The sequence below is a fragment of the Pseudomonas sp. LBUM1653 genome (assembly GCF_059716115.1).
Window position 1 is genome coordinate 2,414,914 of record NZ_CP166803.1, and the last position, 23,121, is coordinate 2,438,034.

28 protein-coding genes, 1 tRNA gene and 1 pseudogene are annotated in these 23,121 nt (G+C 56.3%); 14 read left to right on the forward strand and 16 right to left on the reverse strand.

Features of this window, described 5'->3' with window-relative positions; all coding sequences use genetic code 11:
* The 3 genes from ihfA to ACA054_RS10990 all read left to right on the forward strand — a co-directional run bounded on the left by ihfA (position 1) and on the right by ACA054_RS10990 (position 806).
* Complete coding sequence (gene ihfA, locus ACA054_RS10980; protein WP_002553164.1) at positions 1-303, forward strand: integration host factor subunit alpha; 303 nt, start codon at positions 1-3, stop codon at positions 301-303.
* Positions 284-640: a MerR family transcriptional regulator gene (locus tag ACA054_RS10985; RefSeq protein WP_003179985.1), complete on the forward strand. Its 357-nt coding sequence runs from the start codon at positions 284-286 to the stop codon at positions 638-640. Before ihfA ends, ACA054_RS10985 begins: the two co-directional genes overlap by 20 nt.
* Before the next feature lie 89 nt (positions 641-729).
* Positions 730-806 (forward strand) — tRNA-Pro (locus tag ACA054_RS10990).
* A 78-nt stretch (positions 807-884) separates the two neighbouring features.
* On the opposite strand, the gene ACA054_RS10995 is transcribed toward ACA054_RS10990, so the two are convergent.
* The 6 genes from ACA054_RS10995 to ACA054_RS11020 all read right to left on the reverse strand — a co-directional run bounded on the left by ACA054_RS10995 (position 885) and on the right by ACA054_RS11020 (position 7,574).
* Positions 885-2,048 carry a tyrosine-type recombinase/integrase gene (locus ACA054_RS10995; RefSeq protein WP_497690281.1) on the reverse strand — a complete coding sequence of 388 codons (1,164 nt, stop codon included), beginning with the start codon at positions 2,046-2,048 and terminating at the stop codon, positions 885-887.
* On the reverse strand, positions 1,934-2,353 hold the full coding sequence (locus ACA054_RS11000) for a hypothetical protein (protein ID WP_497689393.1): 420 nt from the start codon (positions 2,351-2,353) through the stop codon (positions 1,934-1,936). The genes ACA054_RS10995 and ACA054_RS11000 overlap by 115 nt, the downstream gene beginning before the upstream one ends.
* A 137-nt stretch (positions 2,354-2,490) precedes the next feature.
* On the reverse strand, positions 2,491-4,314 hold the full coding sequence (locus tag ACA054_RS11005) for a hypothetical protein (RefSeq protein WP_497689394.1): 1,824 nt from the start codon (positions 4,312-4,314) through the stop codon (positions 2,491-2,493).
* 315 nt (positions 4,315-4,629) lie between these two features.
* Positions 4,630-6,402, reverse strand: coding sequence for a hypothetical protein (locus ACA054_RS11010; protein WP_497689395.1), 1,773 nt, complete (start codon positions 6,400-6,402; stop codon positions 4,630-4,632).
* A 330-nt stretch (positions 6,403-6,732) separates the two neighbouring features.
* Complete coding sequence (locus tag ACA054_RS11015) at positions 6,733-7,251, reverse strand: hypothetical protein (protein WP_497689396.1); 519 nt, start codon at positions 7,249-7,251, stop codon at positions 6,733-6,735.
* The gene (locus ACA054_RS11020; protein WP_497689397.1) at positions 7,248-7,574 is read right to left on the reverse strand and encodes a hypothetical protein; all 327 of its coding nucleotides are present in this window, start codon (positions 7,572-7,574) and stop codon (positions 7,248-7,250) included. Before ACA054_RS11020 ends, ACA054_RS11015 begins: the two co-directional genes overlap by 4 nt.
* A 536-nt stretch (positions 7,575-8,110) precedes the next feature.
* Between ACA054_RS11020 and ACA054_RS11025 the strand changes: the two genes are divergently transcribed.
* On the forward strand, positions 8,111-8,359 hold the full coding sequence (locus ACA054_RS11025; protein ID WP_497689398.1) for an I78 family peptidase inhibitor: 249 nt from the start codon (positions 8,111-8,113) through the stop codon (positions 8,357-8,359).
* 44 nt (positions 8,360-8,403) lie between these two features.
* Here ACA054_RS11025 and ACA054_RS11030 read toward each other — a convergent pair whose 3' ends face one another.
* The 7 genes and pseudogenes from ACA054_RS11030 to ACA054_RS11060 all read right to left on the reverse strand — a co-directional run bounded on the left by ACA054_RS11030 (position 8,404) and on the right by ACA054_RS11060 (position 13,770).
* Positions 8,404-10,128, reverse strand: a complete 1,725-nt coding sequence (locus tag ACA054_RS11030; RefSeq protein ID WP_497689399.1) for a DNA cytosine methyltransferase — start codon at positions 10,126-10,128, stop codon at positions 8,404-8,406.
* Between the two features lie 274 nt (positions 10,129-10,402).
* Positions 10,403-11,272: pseudogene (locus tag ACA054_RS11035) on the reverse strand (adenine nucleotide alpha hydrolase family protein).
* A gap of 46 nt (positions 11,273-11,318) precedes the next feature.
* Positions 11,319-11,627 (reverse strand): hypothetical protein, encoded by a 309-nt coding sequence (locus ACA054_RS11040; RefSeq protein ID WP_497689400.1) that lies wholly within the window; start codon positions 11,625-11,627, stop codon positions 11,319-11,321.
* Positions 11,628-11,708: 81 nt separating this feature from the next.
* Positions 11,709-12,023, reverse strand: a complete 315-nt coding sequence (locus ACA054_RS11045) for a hypothetical protein (protein ID WP_497689401.1) — start codon at positions 12,021-12,023, stop codon at positions 11,709-11,711.
* On the reverse strand, positions 12,020-12,301 hold the full coding sequence (locus ACA054_RS11050; protein ID WP_497689402.1) for a hypothetical protein: 282 nt from the start codon (positions 12,299-12,301) through the stop codon (positions 12,020-12,022). Before ACA054_RS11050 ends, ACA054_RS11045 begins: the two co-directional genes overlap by 4 nt.
* A 505-nt stretch (positions 12,302-12,806) precedes the next feature.
* Entirely contained in the window at positions 12,807-13,328 is a 522-nt protein-coding gene (locus ACA054_RS11055) for a Mu-Gp12 family protein (protein WP_497689403.1), read from the reverse strand.
* Positions 13,329-13,386: 58 nt separating this feature from the next.
* Positions 13,387-13,770 carry a response regulator transcription factor gene (locus ACA054_RS11060; protein WP_282485478.1) on the reverse strand — a complete coding sequence of 128 codons (384 nt, stop codon included), beginning with the start codon at positions 13,768-13,770 and terminating at the stop codon, positions 13,387-13,389.
* 528 nt (positions 13,771-14,298) lie between these two features.
* Between ACA054_RS11060 and ACA054_RS11065 the strand changes: the two genes are divergently transcribed.
* Both ACA054_RS11065 and ACA054_RS11070 read left to right on the forward strand, forming a co-directional pair.
* Positions 14,299-14,565, forward strand: a complete 267-nt coding sequence (locus tag ACA054_RS11065) for a DUF1654 domain-containing protein (protein ID WP_497689404.1) — start codon at positions 14,299-14,301, stop codon at positions 14,563-14,565.
* 193 nt (positions 14,566-14,758) lie between these two features.
* Entirely contained in the window at positions 14,759-15,034 is a 276-nt protein-coding gene (locus ACA054_RS11070) for a hypothetical protein (protein ID WP_497689405.1), read from the forward strand.
* 557 nt (positions 15,035-15,591) lie between these two features.
* On the opposite strand, the gene ACA054_RS11075 is transcribed toward ACA054_RS11070, so the two are convergent.
* Both ACA054_RS11075 and ACA054_RS11080 read right to left on the reverse strand, forming a co-directional pair.
* Positions 15,592-15,795 carry a hypothetical protein gene (locus tag ACA054_RS11075; RefSeq protein ID WP_497689406.1) on the reverse strand — a complete coding sequence of 68 codons (204 nt, stop codon included), beginning with the start codon at positions 15,793-15,795 and terminating at the stop codon, positions 15,592-15,594.
* 18 nt (positions 15,796-15,813) lie between these two features.
* The gene (locus ACA054_RS11080) at positions 15,814-16,725 is read right to left on the reverse strand and encodes a LexA family transcriptional regulator (RefSeq protein WP_497689407.1); all 912 of its coding nucleotides are present in this window, start codon (positions 16,723-16,725) and stop codon (positions 15,814-15,816) included.
* Between the two features lie 38 nt (positions 16,726-16,763).
* Here ACA054_RS11080 and ACA054_RS11085 point away from each other — a divergent pair, with 38 nt between their 5' ends.
* The 3 genes from ACA054_RS11085 to ACA054_RS11095 are packed head-to-tail and all read left to right on the forward strand — an operon-like array spanning position 16,764 to position 17,661.
* Entirely contained in the window at positions 16,764-17,003 is a 240-nt protein-coding gene (locus ACA054_RS11085; RefSeq protein WP_497689408.1) for a helix-turn-helix domain-containing protein, read from the forward strand.
* Between the two features lie 30 nt (positions 17,004-17,033).
* A complete protein-coding gene (locus ACA054_RS11090; protein ID WP_497689409.1) occupies positions 17,034-17,387 on the forward strand; it encodes a hypothetical protein in 354 nt (117 codons plus the stop codon).
* A 22-nt stretch (positions 17,388-17,409) separates the two neighbouring features.
* A complete protein-coding gene (locus ACA054_RS11095) occupies positions 17,410-17,661 on the forward strand; it encodes a hypothetical protein (protein ID WP_497689410.1) in 252 nt (83 codons plus the stop codon).
* A 397-nt stretch (positions 17,662-18,058) separates the two neighbouring features.
* Here the strand turns inward: ACA054_RS11095 and ACA054_RS11100 are convergent, their stop codons facing one another.
* Positions 18,059-18,532: a hypothetical protein gene (locus ACA054_RS11100; RefSeq protein ID WP_497689411.1), complete on the reverse strand. Its 474-nt coding sequence runs from the start codon at positions 18,530-18,532 to the stop codon at positions 18,059-18,061.
* 360 nt (positions 18,533-18,892) lie between these two features.
* Between ACA054_RS11100 and ACA054_RS11105 the strand changes: the two genes are divergently transcribed.
* The 5 genes from ACA054_RS11105 to ACA054_RS11125 all read left to right on the forward strand — a co-directional run bounded on the left by ACA054_RS11105 (position 18,893) and on the right by ACA054_RS11125 (position 23,119).
* Positions 18,893-19,690: a replication protein gene (locus tag ACA054_RS11105; RefSeq protein ID WP_497689412.1), complete on the forward strand. Its 798-nt coding sequence runs from the start codon at positions 18,893-18,895 to the stop codon at positions 19,688-19,690.
* Positions 19,683-21,062 carry a replicative DNA helicase gene (dnaB, locus tag ACA054_RS11110; protein ID WP_497689413.1) on the forward strand — a complete coding sequence of 460 codons (1,380 nt, stop codon included), beginning with the start codon at positions 19,683-19,685 and terminating at the stop codon, positions 21,060-21,062. Before ACA054_RS11105 ends, dnaB begins: the two co-directional genes overlap by 8 nt.
* On the forward strand, positions 21,062-21,292 hold the full coding sequence (locus ACA054_RS11115; RefSeq protein WP_497689414.1) for a hypothetical protein: 231 nt from the start codon (positions 21,062-21,064) through the stop codon (positions 21,290-21,292). Before dnaB ends, ACA054_RS11115 begins: the two co-directional genes overlap by 1 nt.
* Positions 21,293-21,404: 112 nt before the next feature.
* Positions 21,405-21,836 (forward strand): VRR-NUC domain-containing protein, encoded by a 432-nt coding sequence (locus ACA054_RS11120; RefSeq protein WP_497689415.1) that lies wholly within the window; start codon positions 21,405-21,407, stop codon positions 21,834-21,836.
* Positions 21,833-23,119: a tyrosine-type recombinase/integrase gene (locus tag ACA054_RS11125; RefSeq protein ID WP_497689416.1), complete on the forward strand. Its 1,287-nt coding sequence runs from the start codon at positions 21,833-21,835 to the stop codon at positions 23,117-23,119. Before ACA054_RS11120 ends, ACA054_RS11125 begins: the two co-directional genes overlap by 4 nt.
* Positions 23,120-23,121 lie beyond the last annotated feature (2 nt).

A 23,121-nucleotide genomic window follows, 5' to 3' on the forward strand; every position in this document is an offset into this window, starting at 1 on the left:
ATGGGGGCTTTGACGAAAGCTGAGATGGCGGAACGTCTGTATGAAGAGCTGGGCCTGAACAAGCGGGAGGCCAAGGAATTGGTCGAACTGTTTTTCGAGGAAATCAGGCACGCTCTTGAAGACAACGAGCAGGTCAAATTGTCCGGTTTCGGCAATTTCGACCTTCGGGACAAACGCCAGCGGCCTGGCCGCAACCCGAAAACGGGGGAAGAAATCCCGATCACGGCTCGCCGTGTGGTCACCTTTCGTCCAGGGCAGAAGTTGAAGGCCCGAGTTGAGGCTTATGCTGGAACCAAGTCATAACGACGAGCTCCCCGTCATCCCGGGCAAACGCTACTTCACCATTGGTGAAGTCAGTGAGCTGTGTGCGGTAAAACCACACGTGCTGCGTTACTGGGAGCAGGAGTTTCCTCAACTCAACCCCGTCAAACGCCGCGGAAACCGCCGGTATTATCAGCGCCAGGACGTGCTGATGATCCGGCAGATCCGCGCTCTGCTGTACGATCAGGGGTTCACCATCGGCGGCGCACGCTTGCGTCTGTCCGGCGATGAAGCCAAAGATGACACCACCCAGTACAAACAGATGATTCGGCAGATGATTGCCGAGCTCGAAGATGTGCTGGTTGTCCTCAAGAAATAAATTCTCGCTTTTAAATACTTCCAGTTTTCAAAAGCTTGCGCTATATTCTTGAGCGTTCCTCGAGGTGAGGGACGAGTAACACGCCTAGTCGGGGCGTAGCGCAGTCCGGTAGCGCACTAGCATGGGGTGCTAGGGGTCGAGTGTTCGAATCACTCCGTCCCGACCATATTTTTCAATGACTTAGCCCAATCTTTTCAGGTTGGGCTTTTTCATGTGCGTGACTTTTGCGTGACTTCTCGATTTTTCACGCCTGCTTCCTTTTCAAGATTGTCAGGACCGGTCCACGCGAATCGGTTGCTGATACCATGTTCGCAGCTTCAATCAGGTGCCCGAGCTCTGCGCCCGAGTAGTGACTGGTGATGCTGCCGTTCTTGTGGCCCAGAAGCGCCTTCCGGTCTTCCTCGGTGACGCATGCTGCGCGTAGCCGACGGCCAAACGTGTGTTTGAGGTCGTGGATCCTTATGGATGCATAACCTGGGTGAGCGGGGCGAAGGTTTTTCTCCTGCCAGAGTTTCGCCGCTCTCACCCGCGCCTTCTTCCAGGCCGAGTCGTTCATCCGGTGCATCGCGCTGCCGTTATAGGGGAAAACCCATTCCTTGCTCAGGCCGCGTTGTTGCTCGATGATCGACTTGGCCACGCTGTTGAGCACCACCAGCCGCTCATCACCGTTTTTCACCCCAGACCGTTCGTGTCTGCCGCCAAAATCAGCCGGGATCAGAAACACACTAGTCCCGAGCTCCGGTACCGCGATTTCCCAATCCCATCGCAGCTTGCAAACTTCCTGCTCCCGAGTGCCGGTGTTCACCTTGAACAGCGCCATCGTTTGCAGGTGAGCTGGCAATTCCGCAAATAGAATCGACTGCTCCTGCCATGACATCGGATACGGCTTGCGGCTCGACTTCTTCTCTTCCAATTTGGTGAGCATTGGCACGCTGTCCAGCCACGGCCTGCGCTCATCGTCTCGCCACTTCCTGGCACACAACGACAAAACCCGAACCACACGCTCGATCGAGATGTTTACCGTTCTGTTGCTCACACCCTTCTTTACCTTGCCATCCTCAAGTTTCTTGGTCGCCAACCTGTCCTTGATGAAAGGCACCAGGGCTTCGTCATCAATGTGGGTGAGCGGTATATCGCCAATGAACGGGTCCAGTTGAGAAAGGTGGTGTGCCGATAGCTTGATTGAAGGCTGGTCCTTGAACTCCAGCAGGAAGCGAGTTGCCGCCTCACGCCAGATCCTGACCTTCTTTACGCCATACACCTTCTGCTGGCGGATCTGCTCCAGCCTGAAGATCAGGTAGCGTTCCGCTTCTTCCCTGTCACCAGTTCCAGTGCTTTCGTAAAGTCGTTCTCCGTTGATTTTCTTGTCGATATGCCAGATGCCTTTCCTCTCGGAGAGGCCTGTGATGGATTTTCGCGCCATGATTTATCTCCTTTCAGGCGCTCGCTGCGGGGCAATTGTTGCTCCGGGGCGCGTTTTTTATCAATTGCTTTGGCCTCGACATACGCCGTTGCCCAGTCATCAAGCTCCTGCCGGTCGAAGCCGACACCGCGCTCACCGATGGGGAATTCATTGACATAAGGGCGCACGGTTTTGTCGAATTCGGCGCGGCACATGCCCAGGTAGATGGGAGCGGCGCCGGCCCTGATGAAGCGGGGAAGAATGTTTTCGCGCTTGGGCCCGGAGGGCGCCTGCGCTAGTTCTGCAGACATAGATGCTCCGTGCCACGCGTGGCGGCAGAAGGTGGGGAAGATTACCGGCGCCGGGAACCACTCGGTGTGGAAAAAGCTAGGTAGAGGTAGTAACAATCTGCCTCTCCGAAGAAAGGCAAATCGTTCACTTCAGGAAATTAGCCATTGTTACTAACGGGGGTGATTTGTACCCAAAGACCGCCGGAGTACTGAAGTACGACTCGTGAAAGGCTGCCACTCAGTACTTGATCCACCGAATTGCTCAGCCTTAGGTTGCCAACAGCGCGTCTCAGGGTGATAACGTGTGTTGATGATGTGGGTCGTAGTACCAACTCCATGCCCTCAATGCCTCCATTGATCGTGTCGAGCTCATCGGTGGTTCCAGACTCAGGGCTGACTGCATGATATGAGCCTGTGATTGTAATCGCGCCTGATGCGATTGCTAGAGCTGGACGTGGTTCTTTAATTGAAAGGCGCTCGCCTGCAGAAGGTATGCGAATGCCTGATGGCGTGAAAGACAATGCTGGGTTGCTGGCAGACGCGTGTTTAATATCCAGAGTGTCTCCAGAGTTAACGTTCATGCGTACAAGCCAGTCAGCGCTACCGTTGTTAGCGTCTTTGGTGAATTGCACTGAGCAGTTACCAGCGTTTCCGTCAGATCCGAGTACAGTTCCTGAGTATCCTGTTTGTGTTTTACCAAAGACGCCAAAGCGGCCGTTAAGTGGGTCGCCTGATACGATTACGGGAACAGGTATAAGACCTACGAAATTCGGATTAAAAATAGTAGTTACGAAGTTGTTGCGCATTCCATAAAAGCCAACTCCTCGTTTAACGCCTGCAGAGGCAAGGAATGTTGGGGTGTCTGAGTTGGTTATGCCATACGGTGATATCTCACAAACCCCTCCATAAAACTGGACGTTTGAGGCCTTGCCTAGTCTCAGCGGGTGATTAGCTCTCGTGCGCATGACACAGTCATAAAAATAGTGACCGTTGATTTCTGCTGACGATGCTTCAACGTCACCGTCAATATAAAGGCAGGACCATGTATCTGCAGTCGAATAGTAAGAGATTCGCTCAGCCTCGGACATAGAACCTCGACTGTGATGATCAAGGGTGTACATTTTGAAGTTATAACCTGCTGTACCACTTAGGCCATAGCTGGCCGAGGTACTACTCCCTAGAATAGCCAGTCCATGTTTTCCCATTGTTGAACCACCGACGAACTTGTTGTAGTCGGGATCGTCGTTGCCGGCGCTAGAAATAACCGCTGTACCGGCTTTTGAGAAGTAGCCAAATACGACCACACCAGACGACACCTCTTGAGCGCTGTCATCAAATAGGTGACCAACCTCATAATCGGATTTATTTTCAAATCCGGGCTTTGTGGCATTACCATTTGAGTCAAAGCAAACCATGTCTTGAATAATGGCGAGGTCACGTATAGACGCGCCCAGTGAGCCACTTCCGGTATTCACAGAGCGAATACAGTATCTCACTGTTGAAAATTCATCGGATCGTTGCGGAAAACTTGCAGTCAGCGTGCCTTTGTTTTTAAAGGTTAGAACGGTGCCAGGCATTAGATGACGATACCCCTCCCGTAGAAACTGCTTGGCATCCGCGGTGCCGAATCCGAGTTCGGGGGCAACCTCTCCCTTTATCAAGAAGCCCTGCGGCTTATCGAAACCGTTCGAGAATGAGTAAATACCCAGTCCGAATTTCACCCCTTTCGCTCCAGAGGATATTGCCTTTGCTAAAGGAAGAAGGTTGTCTGTTAAATAGTCTCCTTTTCCACCCCAGTTTTCGATTGTTGGTAGGTTTTCAGCCAAGAAGTCTTGAGTTGCCCGAGCGATCGATCCAGGTAGCGATAATTTAGCGCCAACAAGTGTTGCTCCAATGGGACTGGCAAGCTCTTCCTTGTGAGACTCTACTGTTGCATCTGAGTTGGCTTGTAGTGACTGATTCTCGATTTGTTTGTTGTTCATGGTTTTCCTTAAGTAGTGTGATGTCGGAAAAAGACCGGTACATATCTAATTTCGTTTCGAAGGTTCTGGCTGAATTCTACCTGCCATAATCGTTCGAACATTCTGAATGTTTTACCTTCCGTTGGGTTCGCGGTATGTCAGCTGAGTTGCTTTTTATCGTCGGGGTGATACCGCAACACCAGTCGGTAAAAATGTTTCGGGGAAAGTGGGGCGGCGACAGGTGCCATTTTTTTTGGACTAATGAACTGGTGGCAGAGAGGCCCAATAACTTGGAAGGTTTGGTGGGCCGCTCGATCCATCGGATAAGTCAGTGACTTAGTAGCCGGCCATCAGAGTGACCGTAAGTGTCAGGTTAATCCCCATACGGTTCTCCAATACGAGCTGGCCAGAGCCACCAATACCAACAGTGAACTTCCCGTCGGTACCAGAGGTGCCCGTCAGAGTAGTAGTGCTAGTCGCCATGTTGGCTGTGCCGGCGATCATCGTCACATGGTTACCAGAGCTTGCCGCGCGGAAACTGAAGATTCCGTTCACACCCGGGCTGGACGAACCAATGATCAGAACCCCAGAGAAAATAGCAGTTCGGTAGTCGCCGATGACACGAACAAGATCATCACCCAGCGAGAAGTTCTCCACGATAGGATCGCTGAAATGGGTGCCACGCATGGTAGGTGGAATACTCAACAAGGTGACGCTACCTACAGTCTCCAGGCGCGTAGGACGACCAGACACATCGACATCATCTGAAATGCTGATGTTACGGATGGCACCCGTGCCGTTGTTGAGTAGACGAACGCCGTAACCGGTGTTGCCCTGAGCCACAGCGGAGCCCAAAGCAATGTTGCTGATGATCGATGTACCTGACGACTCAGCGTGCAACAAGGATGCGGCAAAACCGTTAGTGACCAAGCCATGAAGAGTGATGTAGGTGCACTGGTACGCACCAGCAGCAACGATCTTAATCAAGGCGTCAAACTGCAGATTGCCGGTCGAGCTGGCCGGGTTGCCGATGATGTTGCCTACGTTGAGGCGTGTGATCGAGCAATTGCGGTTGTCCATGAACACTGCCGTAGACGGCATCGTTGTATGGATGTTGTCGATGTTACCCGCACTGATGTTAGTTTCGTGGCCTACACGAATAACGTGATGTGGGCAGTAGGTCGTACCAATTACGGTCACGTCTATGATGCTGAAACTGCTGGTGCGCGCCCAGATAACACAGGTATCCGCTACGTTCAGTGCTTGGGGGTCTAGACCGTAAGTAGCGCGCAGGTTGCGGATGGTGCACCACGTCTCATCGATGATGATGCCGACGGTAGATGGATACAGCCAAATGCTGTCAATCTCGCAGGTGCCGTGTTTGACGTGGATGTATGGGGCCGTACGTACACCAGTCTGACCAGTTGGAAACTCGAACTGGAAGTTGGTGAATTTGCATGCATTACCTGCAGTTTCAAAGATCGTGTAATCCAGACCCGAAATGTCGAAGATCGTCCGGCGCATACCACGACCGGCAATCTCTACACCACGCGGAACGTAGACTGTCTTGCTCAGGTGATAGGAGCCACATTCCAATTGCAAGATGCCTTCGCGCGTCTGGGCATTCATGGAGTTTAGGGCTCGCTGCATCCTGTCAGTGATGTCGGTGATCTGAGCGTTGGTTGGGAATACTCCAAACCAACCCGCGGTTATCCGCTTGGCGTCTTCCCCCATGGTGCTGACGATGTTGATGATCACGTTGCCGGAACCCTGGAAAATCCACTGGTTCGAACTATGGATTCGGTTGGTGATGGTCAACGTGGACGAGTCGTCCACAGTCAAGCAAGCGCCAGCGTTATAGAACTGCGGTACCGCAATGGTCAGGTTAGCCGTGATACGGAAGTTGCCCGAAGGGATGATGACGTAGCCGAGTGCATTCGCCATATTGGTGATAGCGGGACCGTCGTCTACAAAGCCATTACCAGTATCAGCGCTTCCGAAATCACGAATAGTACGGTGCTCTTCCATGAACGACTGCAGATCGCGTAGGACGGCGCCAGCTGCGTTGGATTGGTAGCCAATATTTGTTGCTAGAAGTTCGTAAGACATGTTCTCTCCAATATTCAAGTCACTGCCAGAAGAATTTCCGGCAGCACCGTTTTCTGCATGAATCGTTAACGGTTCACATCAGGTTGCTGGTGGCTGAATTAGCTTTCTGTGGGCATGAGGATTCCTCGCCCGCCGTTCACCGGCAGGCTGGTAGATGGATTGTGGAAATCAGATGAGGGGTGTTAGGCAGGCTGGGCGGGTGAACTAAGGTTTATTGGTTCACCTCACCAGTTGCGCACACGATTTCTCCCCTGAAGGTAGCTGGCGGGGTGAACCCCCATCACCGCGGCCCCTTGTAGCAGTACACGTAGGCGAACCAAGCGAGGGCGATCATTGCGTCACCGCCTGGCTCAGCGCCAATTCCAGCGCATCAGATACCTGCTCGCTCAAGCTTCCTTGTCCGTCGAACTCGACCTCATTACCGTCGTCGTCGAATGCCGAAACGACACCGCAGCCGCGCTCTACCATGATTTCAATACTCCATGCTCCAGGTAGCTGGCCGGCGGCTCGCTGGAGTTGGTTGTGAAGTTCGGCGTCTTCTCGCAGTTGATCCCGCTCCCTGATCAAGGCCTTGATGGCAGTTGAGATGTTCATGTGCCCTAGTTCGAGCGTGATGGCCTGGGCCTCATCGAAGAGCTTGGCCTTCTGATCTCGATCATCGGCTGCCCGTGCGGCCAGTTCTTTCTCGCGGATCTTGAGGCAGCGCTTGCACGTCACATACCGCCAGTCGTTGGTGAGCTGTTCGTCTTCCATGACGCCATCGGTGCCGCAGTACACGTGCTCGGGAGGATCTTGATCGGCCTCTGTGCCGCCGTTCCATGGGTATAGGTGAACCGCTCGCTTGCTCATGGCGTCACCTCGCGGCGTGCCCACCAGCAAACAGGGCCGTCGTCGGTGTCGTGAATCGCCAGGCAGAACCAATCCTCGCCTTCGGGGCGCTCAGGCTCCCAGTAGCTGTAATCCGGGTCGCCGGATTCGAAGTAGCGATCGGCAACGGCTTCGTCGGCATACTCAAGGCTCACCATCGCCACCTTCAGTCGCTGTTCGGCAATCCACGCTTTGCACTTGTCACTGTCGCCCTCGTCGAAGTCGGGCATATCTGGGTGCTGAAACGAACCCATTTCATCGCGCACGACCGGCGCTGGCTGGATCAATTTGATTTCTTCAGGCATGACTTCGTCCTTGCCGCTATAGCGGCTGACTTTGAAGGGGAGGTTTGATGGCGCGTTTGATAAAACTGGACTAATTGTTTAGCACCCGGCAATCAGAGCCGGACTCTGGAGGTGACTTATGAGTGGTGGAGATAATGGTGGCGGTTCACACCCTTGGCCTTGGGCTTTTCACATGAAAGGTGACGACTACACACCTTGGCCAATGTCTAAATCAGTTGCGCCAACAATCATTGAGGAGTTGATAGGCAGAAAGGTTCGAGTTGTCAGACGCGACGGAAAGGAACCGCAGGGGTACGAGCCCGGTCGGGTTTCATTTCTCGTGAACGATGAAGGAAGAATACTGAATGTTTTTTTTGAGCACGATCTGCCAACAAAGTAGTGATTTGGTCGCAGCTGTATGGTGATCCCTCATCCTTGAGCGGCTCAACGGTTTTGTTTTCTGTGGGCATGGGGATACCTCGCCGAGGTGGCGCGAATGGAGACAGTCAGCTATTGCTTATGATGCCGGTAACTATGCCGGCGCAAGGAGGTGACATATGGGTGGAAGCGGTGGCGGTGATGGAGGAGGAGATTTTCAATGGCCCTGGGGTGATCTCAGGCCTGTTCCCTTTCCTCTTACCAGCGTTCCAGTAATGATCAAGGAGCTGATTGGTAGAAAATGTAGGGTTTTATCGAAAGGCGATATGGTGACTCAGGAAATTGAGCCTGGAAGAGTCAATATTTTCCTGGGTGATAATGGCAGGATTGTGGAGATATACCTTGAGCCAGATTTGGCAGAAAGGTAGCGGTGCCTGAAATTCATCACCCAGCTAAGTTGGGTATTTGAACGTTAGCTGGTTGATGACAGGTTATCCAAAGCAGCTCTTATTCTGGAGCCTATCCACCTTACCACTGGCACTGCTTTACTGTTCCCGATCGCCTTGTAGCGCGGGCCGTCAGCGTCGCGGACGTACCAGGCTTTGCTTTTCTTCGCCTGACGAACATCCATCCCGTCGGCAATGCATTGTTCCGGAGTCTCGTCGGCGTCCAGTTTCCGCCAGCCGTCCCAAGGGATCAGGGTGTAGTCATCGGGCATTCCCTGGAGGCGCTCGCACTCACGGGGAGTGAGGTGCCGAACACCAGCGCTGCTCTGGGTTATCGGTTGGCCGCGTCCAGTGCGGTCCTCGCTGCCGTCGAAGCCGTCGGCCTTCAGCGTGTGGGTAATGTCGCCAGTGATGCACACAGCAACCTGGCCGCCACCGTTAGTGTGGCTACCGGAATGGTTCATTGCACGTAGGGTCGGCGATATTGCTCCAGCATCGGCACCGTGGTCTTTGCAGGTGAAGGCGAGCACGGCGTTTTCCTGTCCGCTGTTTCGTCCCAGCGCAAAAGCTGTGGAACTGCTGACTCCTGGATCCTGCGTGCCGTGCACCACCAGGAGGCCAGATTCCGCATCTTGTTGAGTTGCGCTGCCGGGCGCCTTACCGTTGGCGTTGAGCGTGCCGGCCACGATGAATGCTTCGGAGTCGGCGCGATGGCTGCTCTGTGCCTGAGCTCGAAGGGCCGGGGCCGTGATGGGGATGTCGTCAAGCGAATACCCTCCGGACTTGCGCCCGCCGCCGGCGAGTGTCGGGACGGCGAAGAACGTCTCGCTTTCCATGTCCATGCGGGTGTCTTTCGCCGTGAGGGTGGCAGATCTCTCAACCGACCCACCCAAGCTGTGCCCGCCAAACGCCGGTATCCCGCCGAACATCGAAACCGCCGGGCCTTCATCACCCTCGCAGCTCACGCAGCCGTACGGTCCGAGCTCTTCTCCGAAGATGTGCCCGCATCCGCACTGGAGCGCAGGGCCGAAAGGAGCTGTTCCGGTAGCGTCTTGCCCCTCGCCTCGGCGCGGCGCAGTATCCCTGCGCACGCCTTCTCGCTCAAAAAGTACCTCGGTGGGATCGAATCTGTCTCGAGCACTTGCGACAACGAACACACGGCGGCGTCGTTGGGCCAGGCCGAAATATTGGGCGTCCAGGACCCGCCACGCGATTGTTCTTTTGGGTCCATACACACAACCAGCGTCCGGCCATTTTTTCCCTGAAGGCTGCAGTTCGCAGTCTTCCCCAGCAAGCGCGCCAAGAAAGCATCCGAAGGCGTTCCCTTTGTCGCTGAGGACGCCGGGGACGTTTTCCCAAACGATGACGCAGGGGGGCTTTCGTTGGCTGGCGCGAACATAGTCAGTTGCATCTGCGAGCTCCACGTATTTGATGGTGAGTGCGCCGCGCGGATCGGAGAGACCTTCGCGCATGCCGGCGACACTGAAGGCCTGGCACGGGGTTCCGCCGACCAGTACGTCCGGCGCTGGAATTTTCCCAGCCAGCACCTGGGCCCCGAGTTTGGTCATGTCGCCGAGGTTCGGTGTGTTCGGGTAGTGATGGGCAAGCACCGCGCTGGGGAACGCTTCGATTTCGGCGAACCATGCGGCTTGCATTCCTAGCGGGCGCCAGGCCATAGTCGCCGCCTCGATGCCGCTGCAAACGCTTCCGTATGAGATCACTCGGACCCCCTTAAATATGGAGATGAACATGAGTTTGGTAAGCCTGATGAATGCTTCGGCTTTGAGCTGTTTATTCGCATTTCTTTCAGCTCTCGCTTGGACCCGCTCGGCAACCGTCCGCGTGCCCTACAGCCTGCGGGACCATAAGGGCGAACCAGTTCAGTCCCCGAGCATGGGGCTCGATGAAAGGGGGAGGTTCAATGCGCAAGAAACAATGCGAAAACAAGCAAGTTGGAACCGATATGCTGCTGGATTCGGGGCAGCTGCGGCGATGTGCCAAATGATCGTTACATTTCCGCTATAATCAATCGCCACAGAAGCAGGCGATTGCCTCGTCATGGTCGGCGAACATGTCGAATTGGGTGTCCGAGTAGTCGAGCATCTGCTGTTAGCTGGGGCGGTCGAATCTGAAAAGAGCACCGTTGCCGGTTATGCCGCTGCTCGAAACGGCGGTACGTTCCATGCGAGCCCACCAGTCAGCCTTGCGGACTGGTTCGCCGCGGTCACTGGCGATAATTGAATAAACCTGATTCGCGCCCTTGAGAAAGCACAGGTCACAGTTGCCTTCGAGTGTCCGACCGTTGATGGTCGGCAGCAGCAGATCGAAATGCTGGGCGTCCCAGAAGTCCGTCACGTTTTGCACGCCGACTCCCGCATCAGCCAGCGGCATAGCCATCGTGGCCCATTTGCTTTCGCTGGTGCTCTTCCTGTTCCGGATCTTCACCACCCGGCGTGGCTCGTCGGCGCGGATGCCGGTCATCATGTCCACCGGCGTCTCTTCGGTCGAAAGGCCCAGGCTGCGCAGGTATTTGTGGATGATCCGGATTTTCAGGTCGATGGTGCAGAACCGCGTTACCGGGTTTGGCAGGTACTTGCGTTTGCGAATCAGCGCTTCGAACGGTTCGCCCTGGCGGCTGGCGCTGGCGAAGTCCACAACCTCGAACCCAATCTCGGTATTGCGGTACTCAAGCCAGACGATCGGCACCGACCACCGCTCGGCGCACTCCCGAACGAACTCCAGCGTGGCTGGGTGTTCCTTGCCGGTGTTGGCGACGGTGACGACCAGATCGCTCAAATCATCGTTGTTATCCAGTACCTGACGCAGCATATAAGCGCTGGTGCGACCGCCGGAAAAGCTGACGACCGTCGTCCCGGACAATTTGTAGGGAGACATAGAGGATCCTCGCCGGCTGGCGTGACTCGTTGAAGTGGGGTTGGGTTTATGATTCGATGCCGGTCTTCGCGAATTCTTCAAGCTGTCGCGACTGCTTTTCAGTCATGGCGAAATCAGGTCGCGACATGCTGACGAAACGTGCGGACTCTTCGGCGGGCGCGCCGGCCAGGTTGATCAGGAAGGTCGACACGATCTCTTGCCATTCCTCGAAATCGTGACGCTCGCCCAGCACCTGAAGTGCATCAGCCAGCGCCTTCGACACAATTAGCGTGCGCTTCTCGGCGCCGATCCGGTCGAGCAATGCCTTCTCCTTGGCGCGCTTGTCCCGCTGAATATCCGCGTTGCTCTTGGCCATGGCCTACCTCTTCAATTCCGCTTGCCGGCAAGTCAAGCCAGGTCTGTCGTCGGCGCTGGTGCGCCCGGTTGATTATTCGTTTCATTCGGGCGAGGCGAACTTGAAGCCGTTCTCTCTGGCGATCAGCTCGATTCGCTTCTGCCGGATACGAGTTTGCGTTGCTGCTGCGCTGGACGTGATGCCTGTCGCCGCCAGAGCCTTGAGCATGGGGGCGAGCTTGTCGCGTTCGGCACGCAGGCGTTCGCTGTGGCCGCTGGCGCCGGAGAGGCTGGTCTCGCCACTGACGCCTGATGCGATTAGCTGCACCGTCTTACCAGCGCCGAAAAACTGATCCAGCTGGTGGTTCAGGTTGGTGATGATCGAGTCCCGCGGATCGGGCATTGGTACGCCGATCATTTCCGATTACCTGACAGAGAGAGCTTGATGCCGTCGGCGCGCGCTTCCAGTTGCTGGGCGAAGTTCACGGCTTCTTTCCAAGTCCAGCGGAAGCCCTTCACCTTGCGGGTGGCCAGCTCGATGATGTGATACGCCTTGCCCTTGGTGACGACCTGGTAGCGAATCTTTTGCACGGGCAGCTCCCGGCCGATCATTGAATAGAATTCGGACGTCGCGATAACTGAGCGAAGGCGCAGGGCCTGAAGACCGGCGAAGCGCTGCTGCATGAGTGATTGCATGGCTGGTTCCTCGGTGTGGGTTGCGTGTATTCGTCAGCACTCGGGCCGCCTGCTGGTTGCCGTTGGGCGCAGGGGAGAGTGCTGACGGATAAAGGCAGGGGTAAAAAAGCCCGAGATCACCCGGGCTTTTGTTGGCGTCACGAAGACCTCCCTACGTGAGCGCCTCCCAGGCCCGCTACTGGCGACGGCCTGGGTTTGAATCATCAGCGGTGACCTTGAACTTTGAGGTAGGCCTACTGATTGCTCGGCCGGTGCGCGGTAACACCGTCGGCCCAGATGTCCGCTGCCTGCCAGGTTGAAGGGCGCAGCCTTCAGGCTTACTGCGCCACGCAGGTGAAGCGGTTAATGCTGCATTGGTGCAAACCCTCCGTGCTTGAGATGGAAAAACTATTCCGGTTAGGTGCAATTTGTTTCCGGTCCCGCTGGATGCAGGGGGCCGCTTTGCGCGGTGCAGAATCATCCGCATCCCGCTGCCCACTCAATGAATGGGCAGAAGTGATGCTGCCTATGCCGCTTTGTCGACCACATCGAATTCACTGCCGAGGATTTCTGTCAGGACATTCGATGGTTTGGCGCTGGTGCTGATGTAGATAACGCCATCGACGATGATCTGTTTGTAAGTGCCGAAGAACAGCGCGCCGCTGGAAAGGCCCATGGATTCGAGGAAGCTGTCCATCTCTGCCTTGCCTTTAGGGGACTTCGCCCGGAAATCTTCGCGGAGTGCTTTAAGTTCGGCTGCGAGTTTTTTACGCTCTTCGCCCTTGAAGCCCGCTGGTAAGCTCGCCCTGGGAAATTGGGACGACCCTGTCTTCGGATCTGGTTTGGTCCAAAGAGGCTGCGGCATTGGAGGGCTGAATTTCAAACCGTAGAAGCGGCGCCCGCTGTGAAAGCACGTAGTGAACAGGGCCGTTGCACCTTCGTAGCGCTTGGCGAACTCTTCACCTGCCGCCTGTATCGCATCAGCGTTGTCTCTGTACGCCTGCCAGGCTGCAAGCACGGCAGGACTGCTCGTTTTGTAGTAAGCCATCTTCCTTCCCTCGGTTGTCATCCCGCTGCACCCTGTCGCTAAGGTGCAGAAGTGATGCTTATGCGTGGTGGTCATAGGCTTCAGCGCGCTTTACCGTCCGGACCTGGGCGATACGGCGCTCAGGGACGCGGCGATCACGGCGCATTGAGTCGCCATCGAGCATTGCGTGCATGGCGATCAGCGCTGCCAGAACAAAGCACATCGGCGAAATGATCTGGCGTCGCATCGCCTCGGCCACCAGAGCGGCGCGGCGGGTAACGCCGAGCTTGAACATTGCGTTGGTGAGGCGCTTCGCTACGGTGGCCGGCGAAATGCCTACCTCCCGTGCGATTTCCTTTGCGGTGAGCCCGAGGGCAACCCATAGAAGGAACTGAAGCTCTCGCGGTGCCAGGCCACGACCGAGGTGACCCTTCCATGTGCCATTTACGATTTCTGTTTCCATCGTTTTGACTCCCGGTTGTTTTCCCAATGCACCCGGCCAACCAGGTGCATCAGTGAAACTTTCCGTCCTATTGCCGCCGGAAGGGCGGGGCGCATTGCTTGCCGGGTCATTCACTCGGTCAGGGCTTGTAAGGGCGTTTCACCTCGAGCAACCGTCCAGGTTATTCCTGTCGTGGGCAGGCTTTCGGGCCTGTCTGCTCGCCGGTCGCCGGTAGAGGCAATGCGGTCTGTTGTTCGTTGCGCTGGTTGTTAAAGAGCGGCAGGCCTCTCGGCCCTTCGCAGCTGGCACCTAATTGGGTTCCCGGTTGCGATGGGTAAAATATGAACTACAGGTTCACATTAGGTCAAGTACCAAAAGTACATATTTTTGCGAAAGTACAGATTTATAGGATTCCGCACGAATGCCTGTAGGGGGATTTACCGCGAACTAATGGTTCGCTATCCTCCGCAACGACTGGATGGATATACAGCATAAGGGGAGGTTGTGAGCGTGGCGCATAGCAAAACGAAATCAGCAGCGCGAGTTGAGATGTCCGGAGTAGAGCGCCTAGGCCTACGAGTGTCGTCAATGATCAATCACCCGGTCGCGCAGATTCAGCGCTGGGTGACGATCCACCGCCTGGACACGGATGGGGATCGAGAGTGGGAGGAGGTGATGGGCTTGCTATCCGAGACGGACGGCATAGACATGACATTCAATGACGACGAATCGGTGACGCTGAGGTGGGAGGCGAGCACCGATGAATATCGGCCCGTAGATGCGTTTGAACCTGTTGAGGAGCCGGCTCCTTTCTGAAATGCAACAAAAAGCCCTCTCGATGGCGGGCATCTTTCTCGTTAGCAAGGTCACCATGCAGAGCCGCCGTACGTCGCCAGCGCTGAACCCGGCTGTTGGCTGCTGCCTCTACCGGGATATGCGCGGAAGGCAGCACATAGGCGCAGAAAAAAAGCCCGGTGCGCTGGCGTCAGGGGATATTTAGGAGGGGGTCATGAGGCCAAAAAAGCCTGTGGTAGAGAAGCGCGACCTTGGCGATATTGCTGACAACTTGGAGCACGTCTCGGGCGAGCTGAGCAAGCTGGCAGAACGCATTGATGACGTGGATGTCACTGCCGTTCTTAATCTGATGTTCATGCTGCACAGCGACGCAGACAGCCTCAGGGTCTACGCTGATGAGGTAAAGGTGTATAGGATTTTGGCCGGCGACAGATCAAGTCGGGGAGGGCAGACGCTGGGGCGACTTAAAGGTTTTCATGATAATAGTTAACGCGGGATGCCTCGGGGCAGAAACGAAAAGCCCGGCGCTGGGCCGGGCATTTTACTTGGAGATGGTAGCTCGTGGAGCAGTCAAAGCCTTCTGCTGTGCTTGAATTTGCTCGAGCAACTGCCGGGTTTCTAATGATTGCTGCTTAGCCTCTTGAACAAGCACTGAGGTTTCGCGTCCTGAGTCAATTCCCGTCTTGACGTCCCAGTATAAGAAGTCAGCCGACTCCTAACAGCATTACCTTTACCTCGACGCAGCTATTCTCAATACTGCTACGGCCTCAAGAAGCTTATGCGCCTGAGTCAAGACGATCGACGCCAGATCGTCACTCCCTGCTGCTTTAAGAGCATCCACTACGTCGAGCAACCTCACTATCTCGACCTCAATGGCGCGGACGGATTCGCCTATATGGTATTGAAGTGAGTGCGCCATCTCGATAAATCCTCGACCAAATCACATACATCTCACCGCCGCGCCAGATCAATCAGTTTTCGCCCTGGCGATGATGCCGGTCATCACTTGATCCGTAGAGCACGCCACCCACCAGCAGATTAGTACCCTCAATGGAGAATCCTGCGGCTCTCTCCAATCCTGATCCGGTCCAGCGCCCGGTTTAATGCGTCCAAGGCATCGAGGAGAGCTTTCGCCTCAGCTTCTCGACCATCCCCCCATAGGCGTTCAGCCATTTTGTTCAGGGCCTGGATAGAACGCTCAATTTCAGCGGCGGTCGCTGCTGCTGTGCTGTCCGTCTGTTTCGTCTTCATTGAATAGATGGGTGGCCGTTATACCAAGTGCGCGTTCCACACCAGCAGTACCCGTGCCTGGATATATGTCTCATCGGACCTGATCGTTTGAGGTGGGTGCCTTGTATTATCAGAAATCATGTTGATCTGATCTTCGCCAATCCATTGCAGGCGCTTGATGTAGAGATGGCCTTCCCAAGAAAACATATAGATCCCATCCCCTACGAACTCGCGAATGCTTATGTCGACGAGAAGCGGGTCGCGGTGCTTGATCGTGGGCGCCATCGACTGACCCCAGCCAGTCACCATCTTTAGATGGAAGTGCTCCTTAAACTCAACACCCATCTCGCGCAGATGCTGAGGGCTTACTCTCACATCCTGGAGCATCTCTGGATAGTCGTGTGGGATCTGCCCGCCACCCATAGCAGCGCGGACGTCGTAATGCGCAATCCACACCTCATCACCGGCCACGCCCGGTCGATAGTAGTCGACCTCGATGGCGCCACCGCCATCATCGGCTTCAGCAGCTGCAAGTAACCGTCTACGAGCATCATCCGACAGTCCTTTCCCTTGCATGGAAAGCATGTTCCGGACGATATCTGCTGCCGACTGGGAGTGACTTTCGCTATCGCCACTTTCTACTTCAGCGAGCTTAGAAAACTTGGGCTCGTCACCAGCGCCATGCTGGAGCCATTCGATTTTTACACCTAGCGCACCCGCAATGGCGCTCATCTTGGCAGGCCCCGGCAAGGCCTCACCATTTAGCCACTTGCTCGATGCCTTGGGCGTGACCTTTGCGATTTCTGCCAGTCGAGCGCCTGCGCCCCACTGGTCAATGCCGTGGGCGGATAACGCTTTTTTGAGGCGAGCAACGAACGCTGCGCGAATTTCTTCTATCTGAACCATTGGTTCAGCATCGCATGCCCTTGCATGTACTTTCAGTTCCGACATAATATGTACTGTAAGTTCATAATTGACTCGGAGGCCTTATGCGGCCGCTCAAGAAATCGATCGATGACGCTGGCGGCGTGCCGGTGGTTGCGCTGGCCTGCGGAAAGTCTCCTCGAGCCGTTTACAAGTGGCTTTCCGCTGACTGCCTGCCGCGCACCGAATACACCGGTGAGACGCGCTATGCCGAGCGAATTGCTGCTCTAGCTGCCGCCAATGGAAAGCCGTTCGAGCCGTCTTGGTTGCTCGCGGAAGCCCACCCAAAGAAAGCCGCCGCCTAATCCCGTCACACCGACCCCGGAAGTGAACCAATGGCCTACAAAAACAAGACGCATCGCAACACCCACCAGCTGAAGTCGCGCCTCAATGACGCCGCTTACGCCGCTCTCCAAGTGGAGGCGTTAGCGCGTGAGATTCAGCCGGGCGCCTTGGTTCGCGACCTCACGTTGGCGGCTCTGCGGTTCAAGGAGGATTACGGGTACTTCCCGTTGGTCGATGACGGCGAGTCGGACGAGCTGGATGGCTTTCCAGCGCTGGGCGAACTGGCCCGCGAGCTGAAAATTCAGCCTGGTGCGCTAGTTCGCGACCTCATACGTGCGGCCCTGAAAGCCAGGCGGGAGCAGGACGCGATTTCCCAGGTTAACGACAAGAAACTTAGCGCCTGACTAGGCCATGGAGGAGGCACCAATGCCTGCAATACACGAAGTAGGGCAGTACACGCAGGACGAGAAGGACGAGCTTGAGCGCTGGGCTGACGAGGTCGGTATCGGCATGGATCAACTGGCCGATCGAATCCTGCAGATGACAGAGCGAGCGGTCGAGCGGCGCAGTGCTGCTCGCCTCGCAGCAGATAAAGCCACCTTGCGAAACCGTCTCTCGGCTCACTGCGCACAAGTGGCGCAGGCAGAAAACGTGATTTCGATTTTCCCCGTGAGGTAACGGTCCGGCCCCTTATTAGGGGCCGGCGCAGCGATTGGGCCAAGCGGGGCTGGCACCTAATAAGGGGCCAAGAAGAAAAGAAGGTCATGGGGTTCATCCCTGATCGAGCTGTTGAAGCAAGTATCGCGGGAATAGGGCTGTAGTGGCAGAACGTCGGATTAGCTGTGAATTTAACCAGTATTTCAGAGGTGAACGATGGATCGGGTTACACAAAGCCAGATGGTGATGGTGCTGATGGCAGGACGGTGCTCAACAAGCTCTTCGGAAATTGTGTTGATCGTTCAGGACCGATCCGAGCCGTTTTTCTGGATCGAGCTGGCCACTCAGTTTGGCGGGGAAGGTCGCACTTTGGGTTACGCAAAATTTGACCTTGCCAGCGTAAGTGAGGAGGGCGGGCTTATCGAAGGAAGCTACCAACTATCTCAATTGCTCTCGGCAGATGAGCCAGCCCCTCGTCAATTAGTTTCATTGTCAGGTGTTTTGTGGCCTCGCCGGAGAGCTCTTTCACACCTTCAACAAGTCGGCCCTTCTCTTCGTCAGGAAGATCACTTTCAAGAACTTTCGCAACGATCAACTTCTGAAGGGTGTCCTCATGAAGCTTAAACGTGACGGTACCCAGGATCGCACCAACACCGCCGTCATCTTCGAGGAAGTCGATGCCTTTGGCCGCGATGGTGGCTCCATGAATTTCGATGGTGCCGTCAAGAAATGTTCCTTTGTCCAGTCGGATCAACCCCAGTTCCGCCAAGTAAAAAAGGTTCTTAACGCACATATCCCACTCACCCAAGCCGCGAAGTTCATAGGAAGTATGGGGATAAACGTCGCGCAGGTGCTCGAGAAGAAGCCGTTGAAGATTCCTATCTATTGCCATGTCCGGCCTCCGAGGCCTTTTCGTGTGGAAGCAAAAATTACCACGGATGCGCCGGACACCTACAACGCCTGAATCGCAGGCACAAAAAAGCCGGGCTGCAACCCGGCTCCTTCAACAACTTGTAAAACAATGCGGGGCCATTATGAACACGATCGCTACTCCCGGCAATACCCACCATGTCGCGACACTTTTCGATCATTCGCAAAACGTGTCGCAACACCGCACTACCCATCAATCTGCTGCCATGCACGCTGCGCTACTGGTTCGCTTCCAGTACTCCGGCGAGTCGAAATCCCGATTTCGTCGAGAGTGCCTTGATCACCTGAAGGCGTCCCTTTCCTCGGAACAGAAGACTTCAGCATGAGCAATGTCATTCAACTTCACTCAAGTAACCCGGGGGGCTTTACCCGGATGGAAAACGACCTTTATGGCGCACTGATCCGCGCTGACCTGTCAGGTAGGGAGCTTCGTGTCGCCCTGGCCATCCACCGCCAGACCGCAGGCTACAACGTCGCCAGCGCCCGTATAGCGGCCTCCTACATCGCCGAGATGGCCAACATTCACCGAGAGGACGTTTCACGCATTATCGGTGAGTTGCTGCGCCAGCGTGTGATTTACCGCGAAGGTGGAAGCAAGGCTCCCATAGGAATTTCGCCAGTGAATGCATGGCGGATTGACGCCAAAAACCACCGCAAATCCACCACCCAAAAAGAGCCACAGTGTGGCGTTTCCACCACGTCCTTAGTGGCGTTTCCACCACACAATAAAGACACAAATACAAATACTACCTCTGACGAGGTAGTCGTCGACGCCGAGCGTCAACCGGAAACGGCGGCGGGAAAAATCTCGAGGGCGAAAGCCGACTCATGCCCCCACCGGGCCATTGTCGACCTGTACCACGAAATCCTTTCCGAGTTGCCAGCCGTAACCCTGATCAATAAAACCCGCCAGCAGAACCTGCAGGGCCGGTGGCGCGAGCACGAAGCCCATCGCGACCTGGCGTTCTGGCGCGAGTACTTCGAGTCGGTGAAAGCGTCAAACTTCCTGATGGGCAAGGTTGAGGGCCGTTTCGGTACCAAGCCGTTCCGCGCTTCGTTCGATTGGCTGATCGCCCCTCGAAACTTCGTAAAGGTCGTCGAGGGTAATTACCATGCGTGACCCTCACAGCATCGAGGCTGAACACAGCCTGCTTGGCGCCATGATGCAGCGTCCGGAGTTGATCGATACCCTCTGCGAAGACTTGTCCGCCGAAGCGTTTTACTTCCCGGCCAACGCCGATGTGTACCGCGGCATCATGGCTGTTCGCTCGTCAGGCCAGGCGGTGGATTTCCTAACTGTCGGTAATCACCTCGGTTCGATGGACGACGGCAGTCCGGCATTCGCCTATTGCGCCGAAATCGTCAAAAACACACCGAGTATCGCTAACGCTCGAACCTACGCCCAGATCGTTCGTGAGCGGGCCATTGACCGGGCGCTCTACGACCTTGGCAGCCATGCGATGGAAATTTCCCAAGGCAACGAGGATACGCAGGCGAAGATCGCGGCGGTCCAGGCGGCGGCCATGGCGATTGATTGCGGTTCGGGTGATGACGACATCGTCAAAGTCGGCGACGTGCTCGTCGATCAGCTTGAAGTGTGGCAGGACCGCCATGATCGGCATTCCCGAGGCGAAACCCTCATCGGTCTGTCGACTGGCTTGAAAGATCTGGATGAGAAGCTCGGTGGGTTGCAGCCCGATCACCTGTACATCGTCGCCGGGCGTCCGGCCATGGGCAAGACCACGCTTGCCATGGGCTTTGTCATCGACGCGGCTGTACGCCAGAGCAAGTCGGCACTCGTCATCAGTTTAGAAATGAACAAAGGTCAGTTGCTGGACCGCGCCGTGGCTTCGGAGGGGCGTATTCCACTCAACCTGGTGAAGACTGGCACGGCTTGCCAGAGCCACGGCGCCGAACTGGCGGCGGCGGCTGGGTTGTTGCGCAGCGCCCCGCTGTACATTGCCGACCGCGCCGGCTCGACGATTGGGCGCATTCGCTCCCTGGCCAGACGACACAAGCTTCGGTATGGCCTGGACCTGCTGATGATCGACTACCTACAGCTTGTGGAAGGGGACGGCGGCAACCGTACCGAAGAGGTGAGCAGCATCAGCCGCGGCTGCAAGCTGCTTGCCAAAGAGTTGGGCATCCCTGTTGTGCTGTTGAGTCAACTGTCTCGCAAATGCGAAGAGCGTCCCAACAAGCGCCCGGTGCCCTCCGACTTGCGTGAATCGGGTGCCATCGAACAGGACGCCGACGTGATCATGTTCGTCTACCGAGACGAGGTCTACCACGAAAACACCGAGGCCAAAGGCATTGCCGAAATCATCATCGGCAAGGGTCGCGACATCGAGATGGGCACCGTTCGCACGGCCTTCCTTGGCCAATACAACCGATTCGAAAACCTTGCTGCCGGGTGGAAGCCAGAGCCTGTCGAGCAGCCGGAAAAGGTAGCAAGCCTGGCCAATCGATATGCCAAAAAGGAAAGGTTCTGATGAGCGCATCCGAAAAGCAGATCTCCAGAGCCAATCCCCACCTGGCTCCTACTAACGCCGCCGAGTACCGCTTCGCCGTGCATTGCTGCGCCTACAAGTGGGATCTCACCGATAAACCAGATCGCGCTGTAGCGCTATTCGAACATCGCTCGGCCGCCGAGAAATTCGGCAGCCTGATGTGGCCGAGCACTTTCGAAGTAATCGACATCACCACAGGAGAGAAGGCATGAACGACATGCTGCTTCATCTGTACATCGCTTTCATGACGGTCGTCGCCGTCGGCCTTTGGTGGGGCATCCGCCGACTCGAGCGCCGTGCCCGAATCGCGCGAGGCAATCGCGAATGAAGCCGTTCGCCATAAAGCTGTTCAAACAGAAGCCAGTGCGCGCCAAGTCTATTGACCGCGAAGGGCAGGAACAGGCCGCGCTGATGGCCGAGCTAAGCATCCGTATGCCCGAGGTCGCTGACCTGATCTTTCACGTCCCGAACGGAGGACATCGGGTGAAGGCCGTCGCTGCGAAGTTGAAGGCCCAGGGCGTGAAGGCCGGCATACCTGACCTAGTTCTGCCAATGGCCCGCGGCGGGTTCTTCGGCCTGTACATCGAATTCAAGGCCACGCCACCGAACGACGCCGCGATTTCGTCCAGCCAGCATGAACGGATTCGCAAGCTTAATGCCCAGGGGTATCTGGCGGTGGTGTGCCGCGGGCACTTCGATACGGTGGAGCAGATCCGGGCCTACTTGCGGCTCGCTCCTACAGAGGTAGCCGCATGACAATGACCGTGGCCTTCTCCGATGCCGAGCTCCGCCGCCGCGCTGAAGATCCGGCTGCCGTGTTGATGCGTGACCCGCGACACCCGGGGCTGTACTTCCGCTTCACCGAGGCGCGTCCGCGTGGAACCTGGAGCCTGGTGGTGCGCAAGAAGTGGAACAAGATCGGCGCGTATCCCGACTTGTCGGCCAAGGCGGTGCTGGCCGCGCTGCCAGATCTGCGCATGCGACTCAGCGTTGATCCGGAAGCGGGTGCCGCCGTGTCGCCGTGGAAAACGCTGGGCGAGCTGCTGACGTGGTACGCCGACCGCATGAGCCGCGACCGCAACCTCTCCGACAAGCGCAAGGCCACGGGTAAATCAGCCATCGCTTGCCACCTAATCCCGCGCGTGGGCGATCTGGCGCTGGCCGATGTCCGTCACGGAACCCTCGACACCCAACTGATGTGGCCACTGCAGGAGACCCTGTCGCTGGAGTTTGTCCGGTTGATCTTCGGCCTGCTGGTGGTCGCCTGTCGTCAGGCACACACGCTGGGCCTGATTCCGACCAACCCGATGACGGGTATCAAGTTCAGCGACTTCTCCAAGACCAAGATCAAGGCCAAGCCAGCGCGTCTTCGCGGCGTACAGGTTGAGGGTTTGCTCGCGCAGCTGCATGAGCTGTTCGAGATTGACCCACAGCCTGCCATGCTCGCGTTAATGATGCTCTGCCACGGCACGCGGATCGGCGAGACCCGCAAGGCTCAGTGGTCGCACATCAGTATCGCCGAGCGCACCTGGTATCTGCCGGTGGGCAACACGAAGACCCGCGTCGAACACTCGCTCCCACTGACCGAACAGGTCTGCACCCTTCTAATCCGCTACCGGGCGGCGCAAAAGGCGAGCAATTACGACGGTGATTGCCTGTTCCGCTCCCACAGTGGGAAGGGCATGAGCGAAGGCCAGGCCAGCGCCGTGTTCACCGGGCTGGGGAGAGGTGAGTGGAGCAGTCACGACCTGCGCAAGTTGGCCCGGACTGGATGGGCAGACCTGGGGATCGACTTCCTGATTGGAGAGATGCTGATCAACCACGCCATGGGCCACAACGTGCAGGCCTACATCCATACGACCGTCGAAGAGCGCAAGCGCGCCGCCCTCGAACTGTGGCACGGCCATTTAGACGGCAAGGGTTTTTCCGGTATTCACGGGTTGAAGGACGGTAGAAACGAAAATTCGGGTAATGCGCCGGAAGCCACACAGGACAAGGGCTACAAGGCCAATCAAGAATCAACCATAGGCGAGGTTTAAAA